The following is a 22,231-nucleotide window of genomic DNA, read 5'->3' as shown; positions in this document are numbered from 1 at the left end:
TTTGGTCAAAAACCAAAGACTTTTTTGTTTTATGTCGCATTTTGCTTACTAAAAGCAATCACTAAGGTGACGGATAACAACACAAAGAACAAGCCGAGTGCAGACATCCAGTCAAAGAATTCACCAAAGAACAACGTTCCCACTAATACAGCAACTACGGGTTCCATCGATCCTAAAATAGAGGTGATAGTAGATCCTGCGTGTTTTACGGCCAAGACCAAGCATAAATCAGAAATAAACGTCGCAAAGAAGCCCAATAAAATTAAGTTCATCCAATCGGCTCTGAGTGTGATAGCGTCGATTCCCGTTGTCATTAAAGCGTAAAAAAGAAAAATCAAACACCCCATCAATAAGACGTAAAATGTCAGAGAATCAAAGTTCATATTGGAAATCCTTGATTTATTTAATCCCACAATATACAATCCATAGGCAAAAATGGTTAAGGCCGATAAGATAAGTCCTTTAAAAAGAGCAGGAGAAGCTTCTCCATGCCAACACATCATACCAACGCCGATTAAGGAGAGAATTGAAGCAATAAACAATACGGTCGATTTCTTTTCTTTAAAGAAGAGAATCATGATAATACTAACGAAAAGCGGATATAAAAAATGGACGGTGGTTGCTAATCCACTAGCGATATATTCATAAGAGTCAACTAAAAACTTGGCGGTAGCGGCATACAACAAAGCCAAGCAAAAGACGACTGCTAAATCCTTAATAGAAATTTTTAAACTTGTTTTCTTGTAGAGACAAACAGCCCCCATGGTAGCGGATGAAAACAAAAATCGATAAAATAGAATGGTCGGTATGCCGATAGCCGCCACTCCTTCTGGTCGCAAACTCGGTACAAGTAGCGGTAGCGAAAATAACGGAACCAAACCAAATGTACCAGAGGAAATTAAGGCGAACAAAATTCCTTTCAGGTTTTTCATTGTAAATAAAAATTATAAAAATTCCGCGCAAAGATACGGCTTCTGATTGGGGAGCGGTAGCTGTATGTCACTATTGCCAACATTGTAATTTCAAGAGCCTTTGCTTAAAAATCTCCATAGTTATTCCTTCAAATAAAAAACAACTCTCTAATTTGTTTGGCAATTAAGTTCGAATCAGATAATAGAACAGGTTTTTTTCTGTTTCCTTTTTTTAGTAAAAAACGTATTTTTACTTCATGAGCTAAAACAATTGTTTGCTTGAGTTTTGATATAAATATAAACAATGATGAAATACTACCTATTATTCCTTTTCGTTTGGTTCGGATATAATCAAAGTCAAGCACAAGTTTTGACGGATTGGCAGATGGAAAATGTCAAAGGAAAAGTAAAGACCCTAACAAGTATAGACTATCCTAGTGAAGGAAAAGAGGTGAAAAAACAAATCGTACATTTCAATGAACGAGGTTTTTTTACGTTGAAGGAGATTTATATTGGTGTACAGGAAGAAGAAAAGACTAGTTCTATAGTCTATACTAAAATAGGAGAGCTTCAGTTTTTTGAGTATCAAAATAATATACGCCACAGCTTGAGTTTGAATGCAAATGGAACAAAAGCCACAGAAATTGTCCAACAATGGCCTACAACAAACACTTGTGAATTTACCTATACCTATTTTAATAAACCGAAGAATAAAGGAAGTATGCAGTTGTTGTTTACTCCTCAAGCACAAGTGAAAGAAATTCACTTAATCATCATGAATAAGGAAGATGGAAATATTGAATTTGAAACGAAATCCCTTCACCAATATGATGCAAAAGGATATGAAATCCAATTTAAGCAACAAACACTTCAACCTTATGGAGACACTCAGTTATTAACTTTTAAAAATAAAGCCTTTGATTATCAGGGTAATATTGTAGAAAAAGAGGTGTTTGACGAATATAATCAAACGTATAGTACAACTTTTTTTGAATATGAGTATTATAAGTAAAATTAATGCTTAGGAATCACTAAAACTTAACAGTGAATTAAAATTCAACGTATTCTTTACTCCTACATTTGTTCGAATAAATCTATTAATTCATATACAAATGGTAAGCCATAATGCTGATTTTGATAAAATCTTTCAAAAACACTGGGCTGAATTATACAGTTTTGCCTATAATGTAATACGAGACAAAGCCGTTGCAGAGGATATTGTACAAGAAGTCTTTATCGACTTTTGGAATAGGCAAGTTACGGCTGAATTGCCACGTGCTTATTTATTTCAGGCTACGAGAAATCAATGTGCAAAAGCCTTGTGTAATCGCCGGTTTGATTCCGTTCAGGTGGAAAAACTAGCGACGCTAATTCCCGATTTAGAAGACGCCCAATACGATGAAGTGAAAGCGATGCTCTTAGATGAAATCGAAAAAACGGCTCTTGCCATTCTTCCTGATCGTTGCCTCTTGATTTTTAAAATGCGCTTCTATGAACAGCGCACGTATAAAGATATTGCCCAATGTTTGGGCATTACGGAGAGTACTGTTGAAAATCAAATCAACAAAGCTTTAAAACTATTGAAAGAATCTACACCTTATGTAGTAGATATTCCTGGAGCAATCTTGCTGTTATCTTGGTTAAGTGTTACCTAAATGTTTTGTGTTTTAAGGAATGATTAAGCCTTAATTTTTACATAGGGGAAAACCACTCTTTCGCGTACTTCATTATAGTACTAGATCACAAGACTATAATGTATAAGAAATTCAAAGCGCTATTAGCCAAATACAACAAAGGAACAGCTTCAGTACCCGAACAAGCTGTAATCAATCAATTTTTCAATTCCCTACAGGTGGGGGGAATCACGGCAGAAGAAGTAAAACGCGATAAAGTATTATACCATCGACTGCATCAGGCCATCTCTTCCAAAACGAAACCCTCAATCTTTCAAACGCATTTCTTGCGGTATACCTCATTTGCGGCTTGTTTGGTCAGTGTAGGTGTGTTCTATTTTTTCTTTTTTGCCAAAACAGACCCACAGTGGATTACCCAACAAGCACAAAAAGGAGAACAGCTCGTCTTTCACCTAAGTGACTCTACCTTAGTCTACCTCAGCGGAGGAAGTTCCATACAATACCCCACTCAATTTGAAGAAGATCAACGCCTCGTTTACTTACAGGGTGAAGCCTTTTTTGAGGTGAAGCGAACACATCCTCAACAACCTTTTCGGGTGGAAAGTGAAAATTTACACGTCAAGGTATTGGGAACAAAGTTCAATGTCAATGATGTAAATGGAGAAACCATCAGTGTAAGTGTTCATGAAGGAAAGGTTGAAGTAAGCGATGCAGAACAATCGAAGAAAGTAATCTTAAAAGCCAATGAAAAAGTGGATTTCCAAACTGTAAAACAACAATTTGTATCCTACGCGATGGAAGAAAAAGATTTAGATCAATGGCATCGAGGCAATCTCAAATTTAGAAAAGCAACCATCCAAGAAGTGATTCACGTACTCAATAGGAAGTTAAACACAAAAATAATTTGGCAAGGACAGGAAGTACCCACATTGACGATTACAGGAGATTTTAAATACAATAGTATTGAGGAAATACTAAATAGTTTAAACTTTTTGTATGGGATAAGTTATGCTAAAAAAGCAGATGGAACCATCGCAATAAGCGTAAAATAGAAATAAAAAAACCTGCCTATAGTTGCAGCTATAAACAGGTGTATTCCATTAATTATCAAAAGAATATTGATTAACTAAAAACCAAAGATAATAAAATGTACCGAAAATTAGTAAAAAGTAGGAGTAAATCCTATCCAACATGGGTGTATGTCCTAGCGTTGAGCAGTACGTTCAGTTTAGGTGTGCACGCACAAAAAGAAGGGAAGTCTCTTCCTGCTTATGCAGATGGATTGTCTATCGAAGAAGTATTTGAAGACGTTAAAAAGCAGACCAATTACACCGTTGTAGCTTCTGACGATGTATTGAAAACCAATAAAAAGATTGCCATCGCAGTAAAAGACAGAAAGATTACGGATGTACTTGATGAGGTTTCGAGTGAATACGGATTGACGTATCAAATCTCAGGTACTACCATCTCGGTAAAAGAACAGCAAAATCACCAACAGATAAAAGGAGTGGTGAAAGATAAGGATGGTTTTACTATTCCTGGAGCTACTGTTGCGATTAAGGGAACCAATAAAGGAGTAGCTACAGATATCAATGGAGTGTTTAGTCTAACTGTAAATTTAGGAGTGGATGATTTAGAAATTTCATTTATTGGTTATAAAACACAAGTGGTTAGAGCTGCCCAAAATTTAAACATTGTTTTACAAGATGATCAAACAAGTTTGGATGAGGTGGTGGTAACCGCATTGGGAATCAAACGTGAAGAAAAACGTTTGGGTTATGCGCAAGAAACAGTAAATGCGGAAAAGCTATCTACTGCGGTAGCCAATAACTGGTCCAGTGGATTAAAGGGAAAAGTTGCTGGATTGAATATCGCATCAGGAGGAACGGGACCGATTAATTCTCAACGCATCCAATTGAGGGGAAATACCTCTTTAGATGCTAGTAAAAACTACGCGTTGATTGTTATTGATGGAGTGCCAATGGATCAAGAAATTAATTCCAATGGGTATAATACTGCTGCTTTTGGAAATGATTCCCCAGTAGATAATGGAAACGCCATCTCCGATTTGAATCAAGATGATATTGAAAGTGTAACGGTTTTAAAAGGACCAACAGCTGCGGCATTATACGGATCTAGAGCAGCGAATGGAGCTTTAATTATCACGACAAAATCAGGAAAGAAAAACGATAAGTTTGGTATTGCTTTTAACAGCTCAGTTGCATTTGATGTGATTAATAAATGGCCGGATTATCAATATGAATATGGACAAGGATCGGGGGGATATTTTGACAAGAATGGAAATCCATACTATTCTTTTGGCAATTCAGCCGATGGTCCAGATACAGGAAATCACCCAGAAGCTTGGGGACCTAAATTCCAAGATCAATATTTTTATCAATATGATCCCACGACTCAAGGACAAACGCCAGAGCGCACCTTGTGGAGACCTTATAAAAACAACAGAAAAGACTTTTTTGAAACGGGTGTAACCGTTAATAATGCCATTGCTTTTCAAGGGGGGAATGACAAAGGCTCTATGCGATTGAATATTTCACATACAGATAATAAGTGGATTGTTCCCAACACAGGATACAAAAAATACGGGGCCTCATTCAATGGAAATTACCAGATTTCAGACCGCGTTAAGTTATCTGCCGTGATGAATTACAACAACAGAAAGAGCGATAACTTACCCGTTTTGGGATATAATAATGGATCATTGGCTTATTTCATGATGTTCTTATTGCCCAACGTGGATGTCAACTGGTATAAACCCATGTGGAAAAATGGAAAGGAAGATCGAGAGCAGTTAAACCCTTTCTCGCCTTGGTCTAGTAATCCTTATTTTATTACCAATGTCGATCAAAATACACTAGATAGCAGTCAATTTATCGGAAACGCAAAAGCAGAGATTAAGCTGACAGATAAATTGGACTTTATGGGGCGTTTAGCCATCAATAACCTTACTCAATTCAGAGAAACCAAACGCGGCTTTTCGAGTAAACGCCATGCAGAAGGATTTTATGCTCGTCAAGATATATCAAGTAGAGAAATAAATGCTGATTTCTTATTGACGTACAAGGATAAAATTTCAGAAACATTGGATTATCAAGTTATGGTGGGAGCTAATCATATGTCGTATACGCATCGAAATGTGAGAACGTCTGTGGATGCCTTAGTAGTACCAGGAGTGTACAAGCTATCTAATGGCGTGAATAATCCCATTGTCAATACGTCTGATGCCTTGAAAAAAGTAAACAGTACCTACGGAATGATGACGATGGGGTACAACAACTTCTTATTCGTGGATGTAACCGCTAGAAATGACTGGTCTAGTACACTGCCAAGTGGGAATAATTCGTATTTCTACCCTTCTGTAAGTGCAAGTGCTATTCTATCAGATATGTTTGTTTTACCTGAAATGATTGATTATTTGAAATACAGGGTATCCTTTGCAAAAGTAGGAAGTGATACAGATCCGTATCAAGTATCCAAATACTATGCACAAAGTAATTTCCCAAGTTCAGCTGTTATGCCAAGCACGTTGTACAATGCAAACTTAAGACCCGAAATTACGTCAAGTTGGGAAACAGGAGTAGAAATGAAGATGTTGCAAAATCGCTTGGGATTTGATGTAACTTTTTATAATTCAGATACAAAGAACCAGATTTTAGTTTTGCCTATGGATATAGCAGAAGGATTTAGTTCTCAGGTTATCAATGCAGGAAAAGTAAGAAATAAAGGAGTGGAGTTGGTACTACATGGAACGCCAATAAAGAATAGCGATTTTTCATGGAATGTTTCTGCCAACTGGTCTAAAAATAAAAACGAAGTACTAGAATTAAAAGACAATTTAGAAGAGCAAGTATTAGCTACAGTTGTCAACGGACGATTAATTGCGAAGGTAGGAGGAACAACAACAGCTTTATATGGGCGAAAATTCGTCCGCAATCCAGAAGGGCAAATTGTTTATAGCAATGGAGTTCCTGTATTAGGGGCTGACCCAGAGTATATTGGTGATGTGGCTCCAAAATGGAAGGCCGGATTAGTCAATAATTTCAAATATAAGAATTGGAATTTTGGATTTACAATTGACGGTCAATATGGAGGAAAGATTTACTCCCATACCCATCACAAAGCTACAGAAGCAGGACAATTGAAACATACACTCAAAGGACGTGAAGCAGGAGAATTAATAGGAGAAGGAGTGGTATTAAATGCCGATGGAACTTATTCACCCAATACAACGCCAATTCGCGTAGATAATTACTACAGAAAATACTATGAATACCAAAATGTCGAGTCTAATACCTTTGATGCTTCTTTTTTGAAGATTAGAGAACTCTCGTTGTCGTATTCTTTTGCGAAAAAACAATTGAAACGCATGGGATTAGAAAGTTTGACACTAACCGTATATGGACGTGATTTAAAAACGTTTACCGATTTCCCAATTTATGATCCAGAAGCCGCAACCATGAATGGAAGTGTCATTGTACCCGGAATGGAAACAGGGCAAATGCCTTCTACCGCTTCCTATGGATTTAATTTAAAAGTAGAATTTTAATACGCAGCATCACACATGAAAAGAATAATTTACCTAGTCGCTTCAGTTTTCTTCTTTCTCTCTTGTACAGAAAACTTTGAAGAAGTCAATACAGATCCCAATTTAATTGATCAAATTAGCCCAGGTACCCTCTTGAATGAGGTTATCTATAATATGGCAAACAACAACATAAGGAATTACTACGATATCACGGCAGAACTCATGCAGGTAAAGTTGCCTTATCCCAGTTTTTACGGAGGAAGACACCGTTATGAGATTTTAGATAATACGGGAAATTCCCAATGGAATGCTAGTTACAAATGGGCGAAGAATATCCGTGAAATGTTAGCCGTTTCAGAGGCGAATCCCAATGATGCTAATTATAAAGCCATCGGTTTAACTTTACGCGCTTGGGTGTATTCCAATCTAACCGATTCATTTGGTGATATTCCCTTCTCAGAGGCATCCAAAGGAGATGAAGGAGGATTAAAACCCAAATACGATACCCAGCAAGAGATTTACATGAGGTTATTGCAAGATTTAGAAGAGGCTAACGCATTGTATAATCACACGAATCCAATGTTATACGGAAAAGAAATCCTGTTTGATAATAATACTAAAAATTGGCAGCGATTTACCAATTCACTGCGCTTGCGTTTGTTGTTGAGAATCTCCAATGTATATCCACAGGCGTTTGGAGAAATGGTGACTATGTTGAGCCAAGAAGATAAATACCCCATCATTAGCGATTTTACGCAAAGTGCTGCATTAAAGGTAACGGGAATTACCCCTAATTTATCGCCTTGGTCTAGAGCGTTAGATTTCTCTACCAATCAATCGGCTTCAGCCTTTTTTATTGATCATTTAAATGAGTTGAAAGATCCTCGTATTGGAGTATATGCAACAGAAGCCAAAGACTTAGAAGGAAAATCAATCGGATATGTGGGAATACCAAGTGCCTATGTAGGGGATAATTCTCAATTTAAATTCTCTCCTTCTTATATGAATAATAAACAAGTGGTTGCTCCTATGAGTATTCCCATTTTGATGCATGCAGAGGTGGAATTCATCAAAGCGGAATTAGCCCAACGTGGTTACTACAATAGCGGTCAGGCGGAGCAATACTACACCAATGGAATAAAAAGTGCAATTCTCTTCGTAACAGGAAAAACAGCTGAAGCAGCTTATTTAGAGCAAGAGAAAGTGAAATATAAGGGGAATTTGGAGCAAATTATGTTGCAAAAATACATTTCACTCTACTTTACAGATTTTCAACAATGGTCTGAATACAGACGTACTGGATTACCTGTATTACCAACAACTTCTTCTATGTTAAATGACGGAAAAATGCCCTATCGCCTGTTGTATCATTCCGATCAAAAAGTGTACAATCCAACGAATTATTCCGAAGCAAGTCAGCGTATGGGAGGAGATAAAATGAATGCTAAAATTTGGTGGATCAAGTAAGGAAATGAAGAGAAGTGAATTTTTGCGAACGGTTGCCTTAGGAACCTTAGCGACAGCTATTCCCTTTGACATTCAAGCGAAGGAGATAGGGGAGGAAAGAAAAAAAGAAACGTTGAGCTTTGGTATTATAACCGATTTACATCAAGATTTAACCTTTGATGCGCCAATGCGATTGCAAGCCTTTGTAGAGGAAATGAATCGAAAACAAGTCGATTTTATTATTCAATTGGGTGATTTTTGTGTTCCTAAAAAGGAGAATCAAATCATTTTAGATATTTGGAATTCCTTTCAAGGAGATGCCTTTCACGTGATTGGCAACCATGAATTTGATGAGAATAAATCCTTAGAACAAATCATGGATTTCTTTTCCCTGAAACAGAATTATTACAGTTTTGATCGCAAAGGGCATCACTTTGTAGTATTAGATGGCAATGGAAAAATACCTGGTAATGAGGGGATGCGTTATCCTTCCTATTTCCACAAGCAACAATTGGAATGGTTGGAACAGGACCTCAATAGCACCTCCTTGCCGACCATTGTATTTATTCATCAAGGATTGGATCACAATGGAGTGCACAATAGGGAAGCGGTACGTATCTTATTGGATAACTGCAATAAAAAAGCAGGATTTACGAAGGTAAAGGTCGTGTTTTCAGGACATCACCATATGGATTATACCAATGTAATCAACGGAATTCACTATGTGCAAATCAACAGTGCCGTATACCGATGGTTGGGAGAACCCTATAACAATACGTCATTTTCGCAAGAAGCCTATACGAAATATCCTTATTTGCGCAATATGGGGTATTACAAAGATCCGCTGTGGGCCCACGTACAAATAGAATCCGATGAACTGCGATTGACAGGGAAAGAATCATCTTGGTATGGGCAATCCCCCGTTCAATTAGGTGAACCTATTGTTTCGTGGAATTACGTTTCTGCAGCTAAAATATCAGATCGATTAATTAAGTTATAAACATAAGATGAAAAATATTGTATTAAGTATTGCCCTTTTAACTTCTTTAGTTGTAGGGGCTCAAACGAAAGTAATTGGCTATGTTTTTGAGGATGCCAATGCCAATGGAATAAAAGATAAAAAAGAACGACCATTAGCCAATGTAGCCGTAAGCAATGGAATGGAGGTAGTATTGACCGATGCACAAGGAAAATATGAATTACCTTTGTCTGATGACAATCCTATTTTTGTCATCAAGCCTGCGGGTTATGGTTTTTTATTGGATGAATATAATTTACCGCGCTACTACTATATGCACAAACCCAAAGGATCTCCCAAACACTTCAAGTATAAAGGAATAGAACCAACGGGAAAATTGCCAAAAGAAGTCAACTTTGGGTTACTTCCACAAGAAGAAAACAACGATTTTAAAGCCTTTGTTTTCGGTGATCCACAACCTTATACAATGGCTGAAATGGAATATTACAAAAGAGCGATTGTCGATGAAGCGAAGGAGCGTACAGCGGGTATCTCTTTTGGAATTAGTTTAGGTGATATTGTAGGAGATGATTTGAGTTTGCATCAACCCTACAAGGAAGTCATGAAAGAAATTGGATTGCCGTGGTATAATGTATTGGGAAATCACGATATGAATTACGATGCAACAGAAGACATTCATTCAGACGAAACCTTCGAGCGCAATTTTGGACCAGCTAATTATGCTTTTAATTATGGAAAAGCTCATTTTATTGTATTGGATGATGTGCTTTATCCACATCCTATTACCCAAAAAGGATATTGGGGTGGATTTCGAAAAGATCAATTGGATTTTGTTCGTAACAACTTAAAATTAGTCGACAAAGATCGTTTAATCGTCGTATCCTTCCATATTCCTTTATATGTAGGGGAGGAGAAACACTTCGATGCTAAAGCTAGACAAGAGCTATTGGATGTATTGGCAGAATTTGACAACGTTTTATTGTTATCGGCTCATATGCATACACAAACCCATCAATTCTACGGAAAAGAACAAGGGTGGAACAAAGCTAAATTACTCCATGAATACAATGTAGGTACTACCTCTGGTGATTGGTATTCTGGAGAATACAACGAAGAAAATGTACCTGTATCTACCATGAGAGACGGCACACCTAAAGGATATGCTATTCTATCAGTCAAAGGAAATACCTATGAGTTAGATTATAAAGTAGCTGGAAAATCAGAAGATTATCGCATGGAAGTGTTTTTACCTCAAGTTGTAGCAGATAAAAAAGGAGGGAATTCATTTGTATATGCCAATATATTTATGGGAACTGAATTTGATGAGGTTGAATATCGCATTGATCAACAAGAATGGAAGAAAATGAATCGAGAAGTGACGTTGGATCCAGCCTTATACGCTAAAGTGCAAAAATACGATCTTTCTCAAACGTTAGTGGACGGAAAGAGGCCATCTAATCCTGTGAATAGTCCTCATTTATGGGGTGCGCGTATTCCTTCCAATTTGAGTGTAGGAATCCACCAAGTAGAAATCCGAACAAAAGATATGTTTCAACGTGTATTCTCTACAATAAAAACATTTAGAGTAGAAGCACGTGCTCAAAAATAAAGTAAGTCAAGATGAAGTGAAAGTAATTTCATGAAGTGAATGTGTTAATTTGGTTAGATAGGCGGGATTTTTCTCGCCTATTTTTTATTTGATTCATTCAATAAAAAAATGTTGTATGTCAGTAGATATTCGAGTATTTTGCCCTAAACAAACGAAAACTAAAATAAAATGAAGTTTACCACAACGATCCATCAAAATCTCAAGCATAGTTTACTGGGAATTGCTCTTATTACAAGTAGTTTAACCATCGCTCAAAATCAAGATCCCATTGTGGAGGCTATTATCACAGAAGGAACCACAAATTCTCAACTTAAGACCTATGCTTTTGAATTATTAGACGGAATAGGTCCGCGTTTAGTTGGAACCCCTCAGATGATGCAAGCCCACAATTGGGTAAAAGACACCTACCAAAAGATGGGGTTGGAAGCACGTAATGAAGCTTATGGAACATGGAAGGCATGGGAAAGAGGAACCTCGCAAATTACGATGACATCTCCACGAATCAAATCCTTAGAAGGAACACAATTGGCTTGGAGTCCCGCTACAAAGAAAAATGGAGTAGAAGGAGAGGTTGTTGTTTTAGTAGATGCCAAAAATAAAGCTGAGTTTGAAGCTTGGTTACCAACGGTAAAAGGAAAATACGTGATGATTTCTCAGCTTCCACCTAGTGGACGACCAGACTACCAATGGAAAGAGTACGCGACACCAGCGTCATACGAGAAAATGAAAAAAGAAAGAGAAGCGATAGAGCAAGCGTGGAATCAACGCATAGCTAATACAGGATATACAGCAAAAGAATTGCCAAAAGTATTAGAAAAAGCTGGTGCTGAAGGAGTTGTTATGTCTTTTTGGACGGGTATAATGGGGGCGAATCGCATCTTTGGAGCGCAAACCACACAAGTGCCAACCATTGATATTGCCCTAGAAGATTACGGATTGTTGTATCGTTTAGCAGAGGGAGGAAAAGCACCGAGAATCAACGTAAATGTACAATCGAAGAATTTAGGAACGGCGCAAACTTATAACACCATAGCCGAATTAAAGGGAACAGATAAAGCAGATGAATATGTGATTTTATCCGCTCACTTAGACAGTTGGGATGGGGGAACAGGAGCAACAGATAATGGAACGGGAATCATTACCATGATGGAAGCTGCGCGTATCCTAAAAACAGTCTTGCCAAATCCTAAACGCACCATCTTAATCGGAAACTGGGGAAGTGAAGAACAAGGATTAAACGGATCACGTGCTTTTGTAGCCGATCATCCAGAACTGCTAGAAAAAATACAAGTTGTTTTTAACCAAGACAACGGAACAGGGCGAATTGCCAATATAACCGGGCAAGGATTCTTACATGCTTATGACTTTTTGGGAAGATGGCTATCAGCAGTACCTGAAAATTATAAAAAAGACCTCAAAACGCATTATCCTGGTTCTCCTTCTGGAGGAGGATCTGATCACGTGTCTTTTGTCAGTAAAGATATTCCTGGATTCATGATGAGTTCACTCAGTTGGGGATATGGAAACTACACTTGGCATACCAACCGCGATACAGCAGATAAAATCGTTTTTGACGACGTACAAAACAACGCAATACTCTTAGCGATTATGGTGTATAAAGCCAGTGAAGAACCCGAATTGGTTTCAAGAGAAAAAATTGTACTACCAACCAATGATCAAGGGGAACAACAACAATGGCCAGTATCTAAAGAGCCACAACGCAATTCAGATCAGTATTAATAACTAAAAAAAGGCTTTTACCTCGAGTAAAAGCCTTTTTTTTTATTCAATTTATAAATTGCTGTTAAGAAATTTGTACTTTCCTTTTTGTACAAATGTTTTTTGTCAATGAAACAATAAATATGATTGTGAATAGTCATATATTTATGCACCCAATTTATTATTTCTTATGAAAAAATTAAATATGTATTTGATGATACTTGCTCCAATCTTAGGTTTTGCTCAGCAACCCAATAAAAAGATACAGGAGTTGTGGAAGAGTATCGAACACAAAGAGCAACAGCAAGAGGTAAGAAGCTTGTTGCCCGAAGTACAAGAGGTGATTTCACTTTCTCGTCAAACGAAAGCCTATGCAAGTCTCTTAAAAGGAATGTTTTATGAAGCAAGAATTAATATCACAATCCAAGAAGACAAAGACTACGATATTAATCAGATTCTAAGAGAATTTGATAAGGAATTGCAAACAGCATCAGGAGAATACAAGGCGATTGTTCAAGCGTATATTGCTCATATATACCAATTATACTATGAAGAAAATGCATATAAAATTAGCAATAGAACGGCTGTAGAACAGCAAAAAGGTACTGACGTTCGCTTCTGGGGCAAAGAGGATTTCGAAAGAGCGTGTACGAAATATTGGGAAGAGGCTTTAGATACAGCTAAAAAACAAGCTTCTGCTACCGTAGGAGGATGGAATGACGTTTTCCAAACGACAGAACAGTACAACTTAGATTTTTCCAAATTCTCCGTTTACGATGCTTTGCGTATGGATTACGCTCTTTTCTTAAACAATGGCTTTTCTTACCGCTCTTCTGCTGAACAAAGAGAACTAAAGAAAATGCAAGCCAAAGATTTAATGAATCAAGTGATTCAAGATTTGACCAAGAAAGGGCAAACAGAATTAGCGGCTTATGTTCGAATCTATGCATTGAATAATTTTGAAGACCAAAAGGAAGCAGCAGAACTGAATAAAATTTATCAAGAACTGCTGAAACAAAACCCGAAATCTGCTTTGGTTCACGAAGCTGTAGCTCAATTTATGTACTACACCTATCGCGATACCCAAGATAAAGAATTAGCAAAAACATCAGGAGCTACCTTATTGGCTTTTATCAGTCAAACGACTGAAAAATTCCCGCAGACTGAAACAGCACAACGCTTATTAGATCTTAAGAAAGTAGTCGAAGCTCCCGTATTAAATGTGAACTATAATTCCTATGAATTACCAGATCTAAGTTCGATTTTGACGGTAACGCATAAGAATGTAAATACGCTTTATTTTAAAGTTTTAAAATTCAATAGTGAGGATAAAACTTTTTCAATTAATGAACCCAATACATTAGCTGGATATAAAAAGATTGCTTCAGCTTATGAAAAGGTAACGGATTATACGATTGAGTTAAAGCCTTTCACAGATTATCAATCACATACGACCAATGTAGAGTTGAAACCACTTGCACCTGGTCGTTATATTGTGTTGTTAGCCAATCGCGATTTTGATTACTTGACAGAAGATCAAGATGTGGTGAGTATGGCGTTGATTCATGTGACCTCAAATGCCTTTTTAACGAATGGCAATAAGTTTCGATTATACGACCGTAAAACAGGACAACCCAAAGCGAATCAACCTGTATTTTTAGCCAATGGACCCAAAAAAGACTTAAGTAAGGCCTATTGGGAAACCATCGTAAATACAGATGCAAATGGAGAATTCTCTACAGATTTCGTCAAAGAAAATACCAATTTATTTTACGGTGTAAAAGGAGAGTCAATTTACTATTCAACTTATTCTTATCCTAAAAATTCAGGAGTAGAAGAAGGAGTAGAAGCGATCAATTGGAAAGCAAAGGTTTTAACCGATCGAGCTATTTATCGCCCAGGTCAAGTGGTGTACTTTAAGTCAATTGTCTTTCGTCAAAAAGGAAAAACAAGACAGGTTGGAGCGAACCAAATGGTGACGGTTAAATTGATGAATCAAGAGACCCAACAAGAAGTAGGAAGTTTAGCATTAAAAACCAATGCTTTTGGATCCGTTCAAGGAGAATTTATCTTACCTACCACTGGATTATTGGGGAATGTTTATTTTGAAGTGCTTTTAAAAGATAGCAATATTGGAGAATATACTACTATTTCAGTAGAAGAATACAAGCGCCCGAAATTTGAAGTAACGATGGACGCTGTAAAAGGAGTGTATTACTTCAATGAGAAAGTAGAAGCCAAAGGAAAAGCAGTGGATTATTCTGGAGCAACGGTTGATCAAAGTAAAGTGAGCTATCGCGTAGTTCGCAATGCTGGGTATCGCTATGATATTCGAGGATATTATGGATGGCCACGTCCTGAACAAGCAGTGACGATTGCGCAAGGAGAAGTAGAAACTGATGCTGAAGGAAACTTTACAGTAGATTTTACGGCTGTTCCTGAACAAAAAGAATACAAAGCAGACGCTTTGCGCGTGAATTCTTACACGGTATATGTAGATGTAATGGATATCAAAGGAGAAACCCATAGCACTACACAAACAATTTATGTGGGGGATAAAAATGTCAGTCTACAATTGCCAATTATCACCAACGAAATGGTGTCGACAAAAGAATTGGAAGCAATTAAAGTAATGACGAATAACCTCAATGGAGAAGCTTTTGCTGCCAAAGGAGAAGTGAGTATCGTTGAATTGGAAGCGCCATACGCACGTAGAATGTTATTGCCGTATGACAATTATACAAAAGAGGATTATGAATTGTATTCTTATGAAGAATTTATCGCTAAATTCCCTTACATAGCCTATGGAAATGAAAATGATCATACAAAATGGAAGCAAGGAAAAGTAGTGTTTACTAAAGCTTTTGATACAGCAAAAGATAATACTGTAACTTTTCCAAATGCAAAACTACTGACTTCAGGATTTTATTTATTAAAGGGATTTGTTTGGGAAAAAGGAGAGAAAACAGAAGTAGAACAATATTTCTATTACGACAATACCAAAGAAGAACCAGGAGTAATTTATCAATTACTTTCGGTAAAAGCAGATAAAGACAAATACAAAGTGGGCGATTTAGCAAAAATTCGCTTACAAAGTGGGGAAAACCAGACGACAGTAATTGCTTCTGTGTTTGTAAATGGGTATTTGAAACAAAAGAAAACACTAGAAGTAAACCGAAAAGCAAGCTATTTCGAATATCCAATGAGTGGAGAAATGGGCGATGTTAGAGTGAGTTTTACTGCGATTAAACACAACTTTGCTACACAAAAATCAGCCCAGTTGGTTTTGGATGCTTCACAAGAAGATCTAAAACTAGAACTTGTTACCTTCCGCGATAAATTAACCCCAGGACAAGAAGAAACTTGGCGTTTAAAAGTATCAGGTATGGCGAAGGATAAATTTGCCGCTGAGGTAGTGGCTGCTATGTATGACGCTTCCTTAGATCAGTTTAGAAGCAATACTTCCTTCCAAACGAGTTTTGATTATACTTTTAATTACGGACAAGATTCTGACTTCAGTACCTATAATTTAAGTAGAAAAAGTTTTGGACAAAATCTCTTGTACAGCAACGCTTATCCAAGTTTGATTTCTTTTGGAACTCCAATTGAATTAAATTTATTTGGGTTTAGTACCTCTATGTACAATGTTAGAGGAACTTTTGGAGCTGCTCCAAGTATGGCTAAAAGAAACCTAAAGACAGCTGCGGTTGTTGAAGGAAAAGCAATGGGAGTTTCGGTAAGTAATGAAATGGAAGACAGTGCAAATGCTTTGAGTGAAGAGGTTGTTTCAACAAAAAAACAAGAGATAAAAGGCGGAAGCGATGCTAAGGGACAAAACGAAGTTCAAATCAGAACAAACTTAAAAGAAACTGCGTTTTTCTATCCAACACTACAAACGGATGATAAAGGGAATGTAAATGTATCTTTTACCACACCAGAGGCTTTAACTCAATGGAGGTTCATGGCCTTTGCACATACCAAAAACTTAGAAAGTAGCTATGTAGAGCAAGTCGTTCGCACCCAAAAAGAACTGATGGTTCAACCGAATATGCCGCGTTTTGTACGTGAGGAAGATCAAATTATTGTTTCGACAAAAATTGCCAATCTGAACGACAAAGCCTTAAGCGGAGACGTAGAAATTCAATTCTTTGATGCCTTAACAGCAACGCCAATCACTTCGATTTTAGATACTAATAGTCAGGCGAAACAAAGCTTTAGCGTTGGCGTAAAAGGAAATACAGAAGTAGCTTGGACGATTAATGTACCAAAAAATATCGTGGCTTTAGGGTACAGAGTTTTAGCGAAAGCAGGTTCGTTTAGCGATGGAGAAGAATCGGCGATTCCAGTATTGTCAAACCGTACCTTAGTAACGGAAACCATGCCGTTATACGTAAAAGAAGGGCAAAATAAGATCTTTACTTTTGAAACATTAGAACATCCAGGTTCAGCTTTACGCGACAATTATAAGTTGACGTTAGAGGTAACAGCAAACCCAATGTGGACGGCAATTTTAGCCTTACCCTATTTAAAAGAATACCCGTATAAAGGAACAGAACAAACATTCAGTAAAGTATTTGCTAATACGATTGCATCTCAGTTGTTGAATAGTAATTTGCGCATTCAATCTGTATTTGAGTACTGGACGAAACAAGGAGCCATTCAATCCAAATTAGAGCAAAACGAAGAATTGAAACAGGTGTTAATCGAAGAAACACCTTGGGTACGTCAAGCAGCAGATGAAACAGAACAGATGAAGCGTTTGGCCGTTTTATTCGATTTGAATAAAATGAAATCAGAGCTAGAAGCTGAATTAGAACGTTTAGCTAATCAACAAAATAGTGATGGAGGTTTCCCTTGGTTTAGCGGAGATCAATCGAATGTGTACATTACTCAAACCATTGTAGAAGGATTCGGTCAAATGAAACAAGCCGGTTCATTAAATCCAATGGCAATGGCGATGTTGAAAAAAGCAGTAGCTTATTTAGACGAGCAGCATTATGCTACGTATCAAAAGAATAAAAATACAACAGATTCACCAGCAATTGATATGCACTACCTATACGTGCGTAGTTTGTTCAAAGATGAGTTGAAAATACAAGATAAATACGCGAGGATGATTGCAGATTACCGCAAAGAATTGGCAAGTCAAAAAGCAGTAGACAACTTGTATGTAACAGGAATGAAAGCTGTGGTTTTACAGCGTTTTGGCGATAGTAAAACAGCAAATAGCTTGGTGAAGGGAATCATGGAAATGGCGGTGAAGAGCGATGAGATGGGTATGTACTGGAAAGAAAATGCGGCAGGATGGCTGTGGTATAATGCACCAATCGAAACACAGGTAATGTTGATTGAAGCAGCACACGAAGTAGATGCAGTAAAATATGCTAATGCTATTGAAGACATGAAAGTGTGGTTGTTGAAAAATAAGCAAACTGTAGCTTGGAATTCAACAAAAGCAACTACACGCGCCGTTTATGCTCTATTGTATTTAGGGAAAAATTGGATGAATACTGATCAAGGAGTCGAAGTAAAAGTAGGAGGGTACCCTGTTACCTTTGCAAAATCAGAACAGTTTAATACAGGATACTACAAAAAAGTATGGGACGGAGCTGCGATTAAAGAAAAAATGGGTATCGTAGAATTAGATAAAAAATCAGCAGGTGTTGCTTATGGCGCAATGTACTGGCAGTATTTTGAAGACTTGAACAAAGTATCAAAATCAGGATCAGGTATTACATTCAATAAGCAATTGTTTATCAAAGCTTCTACAGATAAAGGGCAAGTATTGCGTGAAATCACCAATGAATCACCCATCAAAGTAGGAGATGTAGTAACTGTGCGTTTAGAAATTACGGTGGATCGTGATATGGATTATGTCCACCTAAAAGATATGCGTGCGAGTGGTTTTGAACCAATCAATGTTCGTTCAGGGTACAAGAGAAAAGGAGAATTTGGGTATTATGAAGAAACACGTGATGCCGCAACTAACTTCTTTATCACTCATTTACGCAAGGGAACCTATGTATTTGAATACGACGTTCGCGCCAATAATGCAGGTTATTTCTCTAATGGAATAACTTCTTTGCAAAGTGTTTATGCACCTGAAATGAAAGCGAATAGCACAGGACAAGATGTGAAAATCTTGAGAAAATAATAAGGTCAATACACCTAGTAAAAAAGCCCTTCTCAGTAATAGAGAAGGGCTTTTTTTGGAGTTTGGAAAACACCAATTGAAGTACAAGGATTAAATAGTAAACTTTCACAATGGAGAACGGGTGAATCAAGACTGTAGAGGCAGATGGAAATCTGCCTAATAACTGGATCAATTGAATATCATTGTGGAAGCAGATGGAAATCTGTCTAATAACTGGATCAATTGAATATCATTGTGGAAGCAGATGGAAATCTGCCTAAAAACAATTTCATATAACAAAAAAGCTGAGCGTTAGCTCAGCTTTTTTTGTTATAACATTTCCATTCCTTCCATATCGCCACCGCCTTCTGGGCCACCTGGAGTCATGTTTTTACGTTCTAATTTCTTTGTTTGATTGAATCGATACGTAAAGGAAAGATTAATCTGTCTTCCTCTCCATTGCATTTCACTGTGTGAAATAGACTGAGGTAATACTAAATCCTGTTCTCTTTTTCTCGAATTAAAAATATCGCTGATATTGAATGTGATGGTTCCTTTATCTTTTAAAACATCTTTACTCAAGGCTACATTTCCTGATAAATTGCCTAACACCTTTCCTTGAGCCGTATTGTAGGGTGCACGATACATTCCATTTAACTGCCAATCAATTTTATAAGGCAAGGTGATTTTAGAGGAAATACGCGTAAACCAAGCATATGTATCTTTGTCAAAATTCTGGGTTTCTAACGTACCATCTAAATGAGTAAACGTATAATCCCCTCTTGTTTCCGTTCTATAGAAGTTGAAATTTCCATTCAATCTCCACCATTTAAATGGAGAATAGTTTAACGTAATATCTACTCCATAACGGTGTTCAGTTGCTAGGTTGATTGGAGAACTAATTGAGATTGGTGTTCCATCTGCTGTTTCCCCTGCAATTCGACGTACAAATTGAAAAGTGTCATCTGTTTTATTGTAATAAGCCGATGCATTCAACGTAAAGCCTGTCCAACGTTTCATAAAACCTAAATCAACAGCATCTGTTTTTGCTGGATCTAAATCGGGATTTCCTTGGAAAAAGTTAATATCGCTGGTATAGTTTGAAAATGGATTCAAGAAGAAACCACGCGGACGATTTACACGTCTACTATAGCTAATACTTGTGCTTGTGCTTTCATTCCATTCGTAGTTTAAGAATGCACTAGGAAAGAAATCATTGTATTTTTTGTTGTTGAAACTTTTCGTATCCATTTGATTTACATCAATATTGGAGTCTTCCCAACGTAAACCAACCATAAAGCTCAACTGTGACGTAATACGGTCTCCATATTGCGCATAAAGAGCATGAATGTTCTCCTTGTATTCTAAGGTATTCGATAAACGATTATCCACTTGCCAACTGTCGTTGTTTAAACGTTGAAGATTAAATGCTGTATTTGTTGATTTGAATGTTCCCAAATACCCTGCTTCAAAATTTCCATGTTCACCAATAGGCAACGTATAATCTAATTTTGCTAAACCACTTTTTTCCTTTTCCTTATTGAACGTACGCTCAAAAGAAGTTTGATTTAAGTATTCGTTGATGTCGTCAATTCCCGCATTTTCATTGTCTTTGTCCTGTGCGATTGACCCTTCAATTGTCAAAATATGCCCTTCTTTACTAAATTTCTTTTCAAAAGTTGTCGTGTAATCTACATTATTTCTCGTACCATCTTTTTCTTCATTTCTATAGCGATTGTATAAGAAGGTATTGGAAGCATCGTAATAGCTGTAGTTTACTCTATTGGGATTATTACCTGTATTACGACGTGCAGTAACGGTATTCGTCCAAGTGATAGAAGGGGTTAAGTACCATTCTAAACCAAAAGTACCATTGTAGCCTTGTCTTTCTCTGTTGTTGTCTTTGTATTCATGGATGCGCTGTGTAGGTTCTCCTGTTGTTGGATCTAGGTAGCGGTTATCATTTAGATTGTATCCCTCAGATTTTGAATCTCTATACCCTAAAGATGTAAAGAAATTGAATTTCTCACTTCTAAAATTGAACATCGTATTCAATTCATAGTTTCGAGGATCTCCAATTGTTCCTGTTATACTACCATTAATACCCAAAGCCTTCCCTTTGCGCAAAATAATATTGATGATACCAGCACCACCTTCAGCCTCATAACGAGCAGATGGATTGGTGATTACTTCAACGCGGTCAATAGATTCTGCAGGTAAGATGCGCATCGCCTCTTGAATGTTGTTGGCCAATCCTGTCGGTTTACCATCAATTAAAACTTTTACGTTTTCATTTCCCCTTAAGCTGATGGTTCCCTCACTATCCACTACAACAGAAGGTACGTTGTCGAGTACATCCGCTGCAGTTCCTCCTTTGACAATCATGTCCTGTCCGACGTTGTATATTTTTTTGTCGAGTTTGATATCTACTGTAGAACGCTCCGCAATAACGGTAACTTCTTCTAGCATTTGAGTGTCATCTTGTACTTTTTGAACCCCAATATTGGTGTTACCTGACACTGTAATATTTTTTAATTCCAATGTTTTAAAACCCAGGAAATCAATTTTGATATAGTAAGTTCCGTCTGGAACATCAAAAGAAAAATGACCTTTTGAGTCGGTCATCGCTCCAGAAACAAGGTTGGCATTGCTTTCATTTTGAGCATAAATACTAGCGTATTCAAGGGGGGTGTTAGTCGCGGCCTCAAGGACAGTACCAGTTACTGTACTTTGAGCGCGGTTCTGAGCTGCTGTTGTTAGTGCCGTTAAAAATACGAACAACAGCAGAAGAACTGATGAAGGCGTTTGTTTTTTCATTATAGTCGTTTAGTTTACTTATCTAAAACTTAGACTACAATTTGAACGATTGGTTTAATAACTTAATTGTTAAAATAAAGTTAATTACAAAATTTGGTAAATTTTTTCTGTTGGTCTTGCTACAATTGCTTTTGAGCCATTGACAACGACTGGACGTTCTATGATTTGGGGATAAGTGACCATGGTTTGGATAATATCTTCATCCGAAAGAACCTTATCTGCAAAATTTTCTTGCCAGAAGGCATCTTTGGTTCGAACTAACTCAATAGGGGTGAAGTTTAACTTCTGTAACAGCGCTTTAATATCGTCATAACTGAGGTTTGCATCCAAATATTTTATAATTTTGTACGCTACGCCCTGTTGTTCCATAAACGCGATACTTTCTCTAGATTTACTGCAACGAGGATTGTGATAAATTGTAATCATAAGTGTTAGGG

Annotated in this window: 12 protein-coding genes; 9 read left to right on the top strand and 3 right to left on the bottom strand. The window is 37.2% G+C overall.

Annotated elements, in window-relative coordinates:
- Positions 1-29: 29 nt before the first annotated feature.
- Entirely contained in the window at positions 30-932 is a 903-nt protein-coding gene (locus tag HX004_RS09420) for a DMT family transporter (protein ID WP_286442245.1), read from the bottom strand.
- 286 nt (positions 933-1,218) lie between these two features.
- Between HX004_RS09420 and HX004_RS09415 the strand changes: the two genes are divergently transcribed.
- The 9 genes from HX004_RS09415 to HX004_RS09375 all read left to right on the top strand — a co-directional run bounded on the left by HX004_RS09415 (position 1,219) and on the right by HX004_RS09375 (position 18,998).
- A complete protein-coding gene (locus tag HX004_RS09415; protein WP_286442244.1) occupies positions 1,219-1,923 on the top strand; it encodes a hypothetical protein in 705 nt (234 codons plus the stop codon).
- 100 nt (positions 1,924-2,023) lie between these two features.
- Entirely contained in the window at positions 2,024-2,566 is a 543-nt protein-coding gene (locus tag HX004_RS09410; RefSeq protein WP_286442243.1) for an RNA polymerase sigma factor, read from the top strand.
- Positions 2,567-2,664: 98 nt separating this feature from the next.
- Positions 2,665-3,597, top strand: a complete 933-nt coding sequence (locus HX004_RS09405) for a FecR family protein (RefSeq protein WP_286442242.1) — start codon at positions 2,665-2,667, stop codon at positions 3,595-3,597.
- 95 nt (positions 3,598-3,692) lie between these two features.
- Entirely contained in the window at positions 3,693-7,112 is a 3,420-nt protein-coding gene (locus tag HX004_RS09400) for a SusC/RagA family TonB-linked outer membrane protein (RefSeq protein WP_286442241.1), read from the top strand.
- 15 nt (positions 7,113-7,127) lie between these two features.
- Positions 7,128-8,558, top strand: coding sequence for a SusD/RagB family nutrient-binding outer membrane lipoprotein (locus HX004_RS09395; protein WP_286442240.1), 1,431 nt, complete (start codon positions 7,128-7,130; stop codon positions 8,556-8,558).
- Positions 8,533-9,537: a metallophosphoesterase family protein gene (locus HX004_RS09390; RefSeq protein WP_286442239.1), complete on the top strand. Its 1,005-nt coding sequence runs from the start codon at positions 8,533-8,535 to the stop codon at positions 9,535-9,537. The genes HX004_RS09395 and HX004_RS09390 overlap by 26 nt, the downstream gene beginning before the upstream one ends.
- Positions 9,538-9,544: 7 nt before the next feature.
- Positions 9,545-11,125: a calcineurin-like phosphoesterase C-terminal domain-containing protein gene (locus HX004_RS09385; protein ID WP_286442237.1), complete on the top strand. Its 1,581-nt coding sequence runs from the start codon at positions 9,545-9,547 to the stop codon at positions 11,123-11,125.
- A 168-nt stretch (positions 11,126-11,293) separates the two neighbouring features.
- Positions 11,294-12,865, top strand: a complete 1,572-nt coding sequence (locus HX004_RS09380; protein ID WP_286442236.1) for a M20/M25/M40 family metallo-hydrolase — start codon at positions 11,294-11,296, stop codon at positions 12,863-12,865.
- Between the two features lie 169 nt (positions 12,866-13,034).
- A complete protein-coding gene (locus tag HX004_RS09375) occupies positions 13,035-18,998 on the top strand; it encodes an alpha-2-macroglobulin family protein (protein ID WP_286442235.1) in 5,964 nt (1,987 codons plus the stop codon).
- 309 nt (positions 18,999-19,307) lie between these two features.
- Here HX004_RS09375 and HX004_RS09370 read toward each other — a convergent pair whose 3' ends face one another.
- Entirely contained in the window at positions 19,308-21,794 is a 2,487-nt protein-coding gene (locus HX004_RS09370) for a TonB-dependent receptor (protein WP_286442234.1), read from the bottom strand.
- An 84-nt stretch (positions 21,795-21,878) separates the two neighbouring features.
- Complete coding sequence (gene arsC, locus HX004_RS09365; RefSeq protein ID WP_286442233.1) at positions 21,879-22,220, bottom strand: arsenate reductase (glutaredoxin); 342 nt, start codon at positions 22,218-22,220, stop codon at positions 21,879-21,881.
- Positions 22,221-22,231: the final 11 nt, after the last annotated feature.

Origin of the sequence: Myroides sp. 1354 (genome assembly GCF_030324495.1) — a bacterium.
Classification (GTDB): domain Bacteria; phylum Bacteroidota; class Bacteroidia; order Flavobacteriales; family Flavobacteriaceae; genus Flavobacterium.
This window is presented reverse-complemented; position numbering and strand designations above follow the sequence as displayed.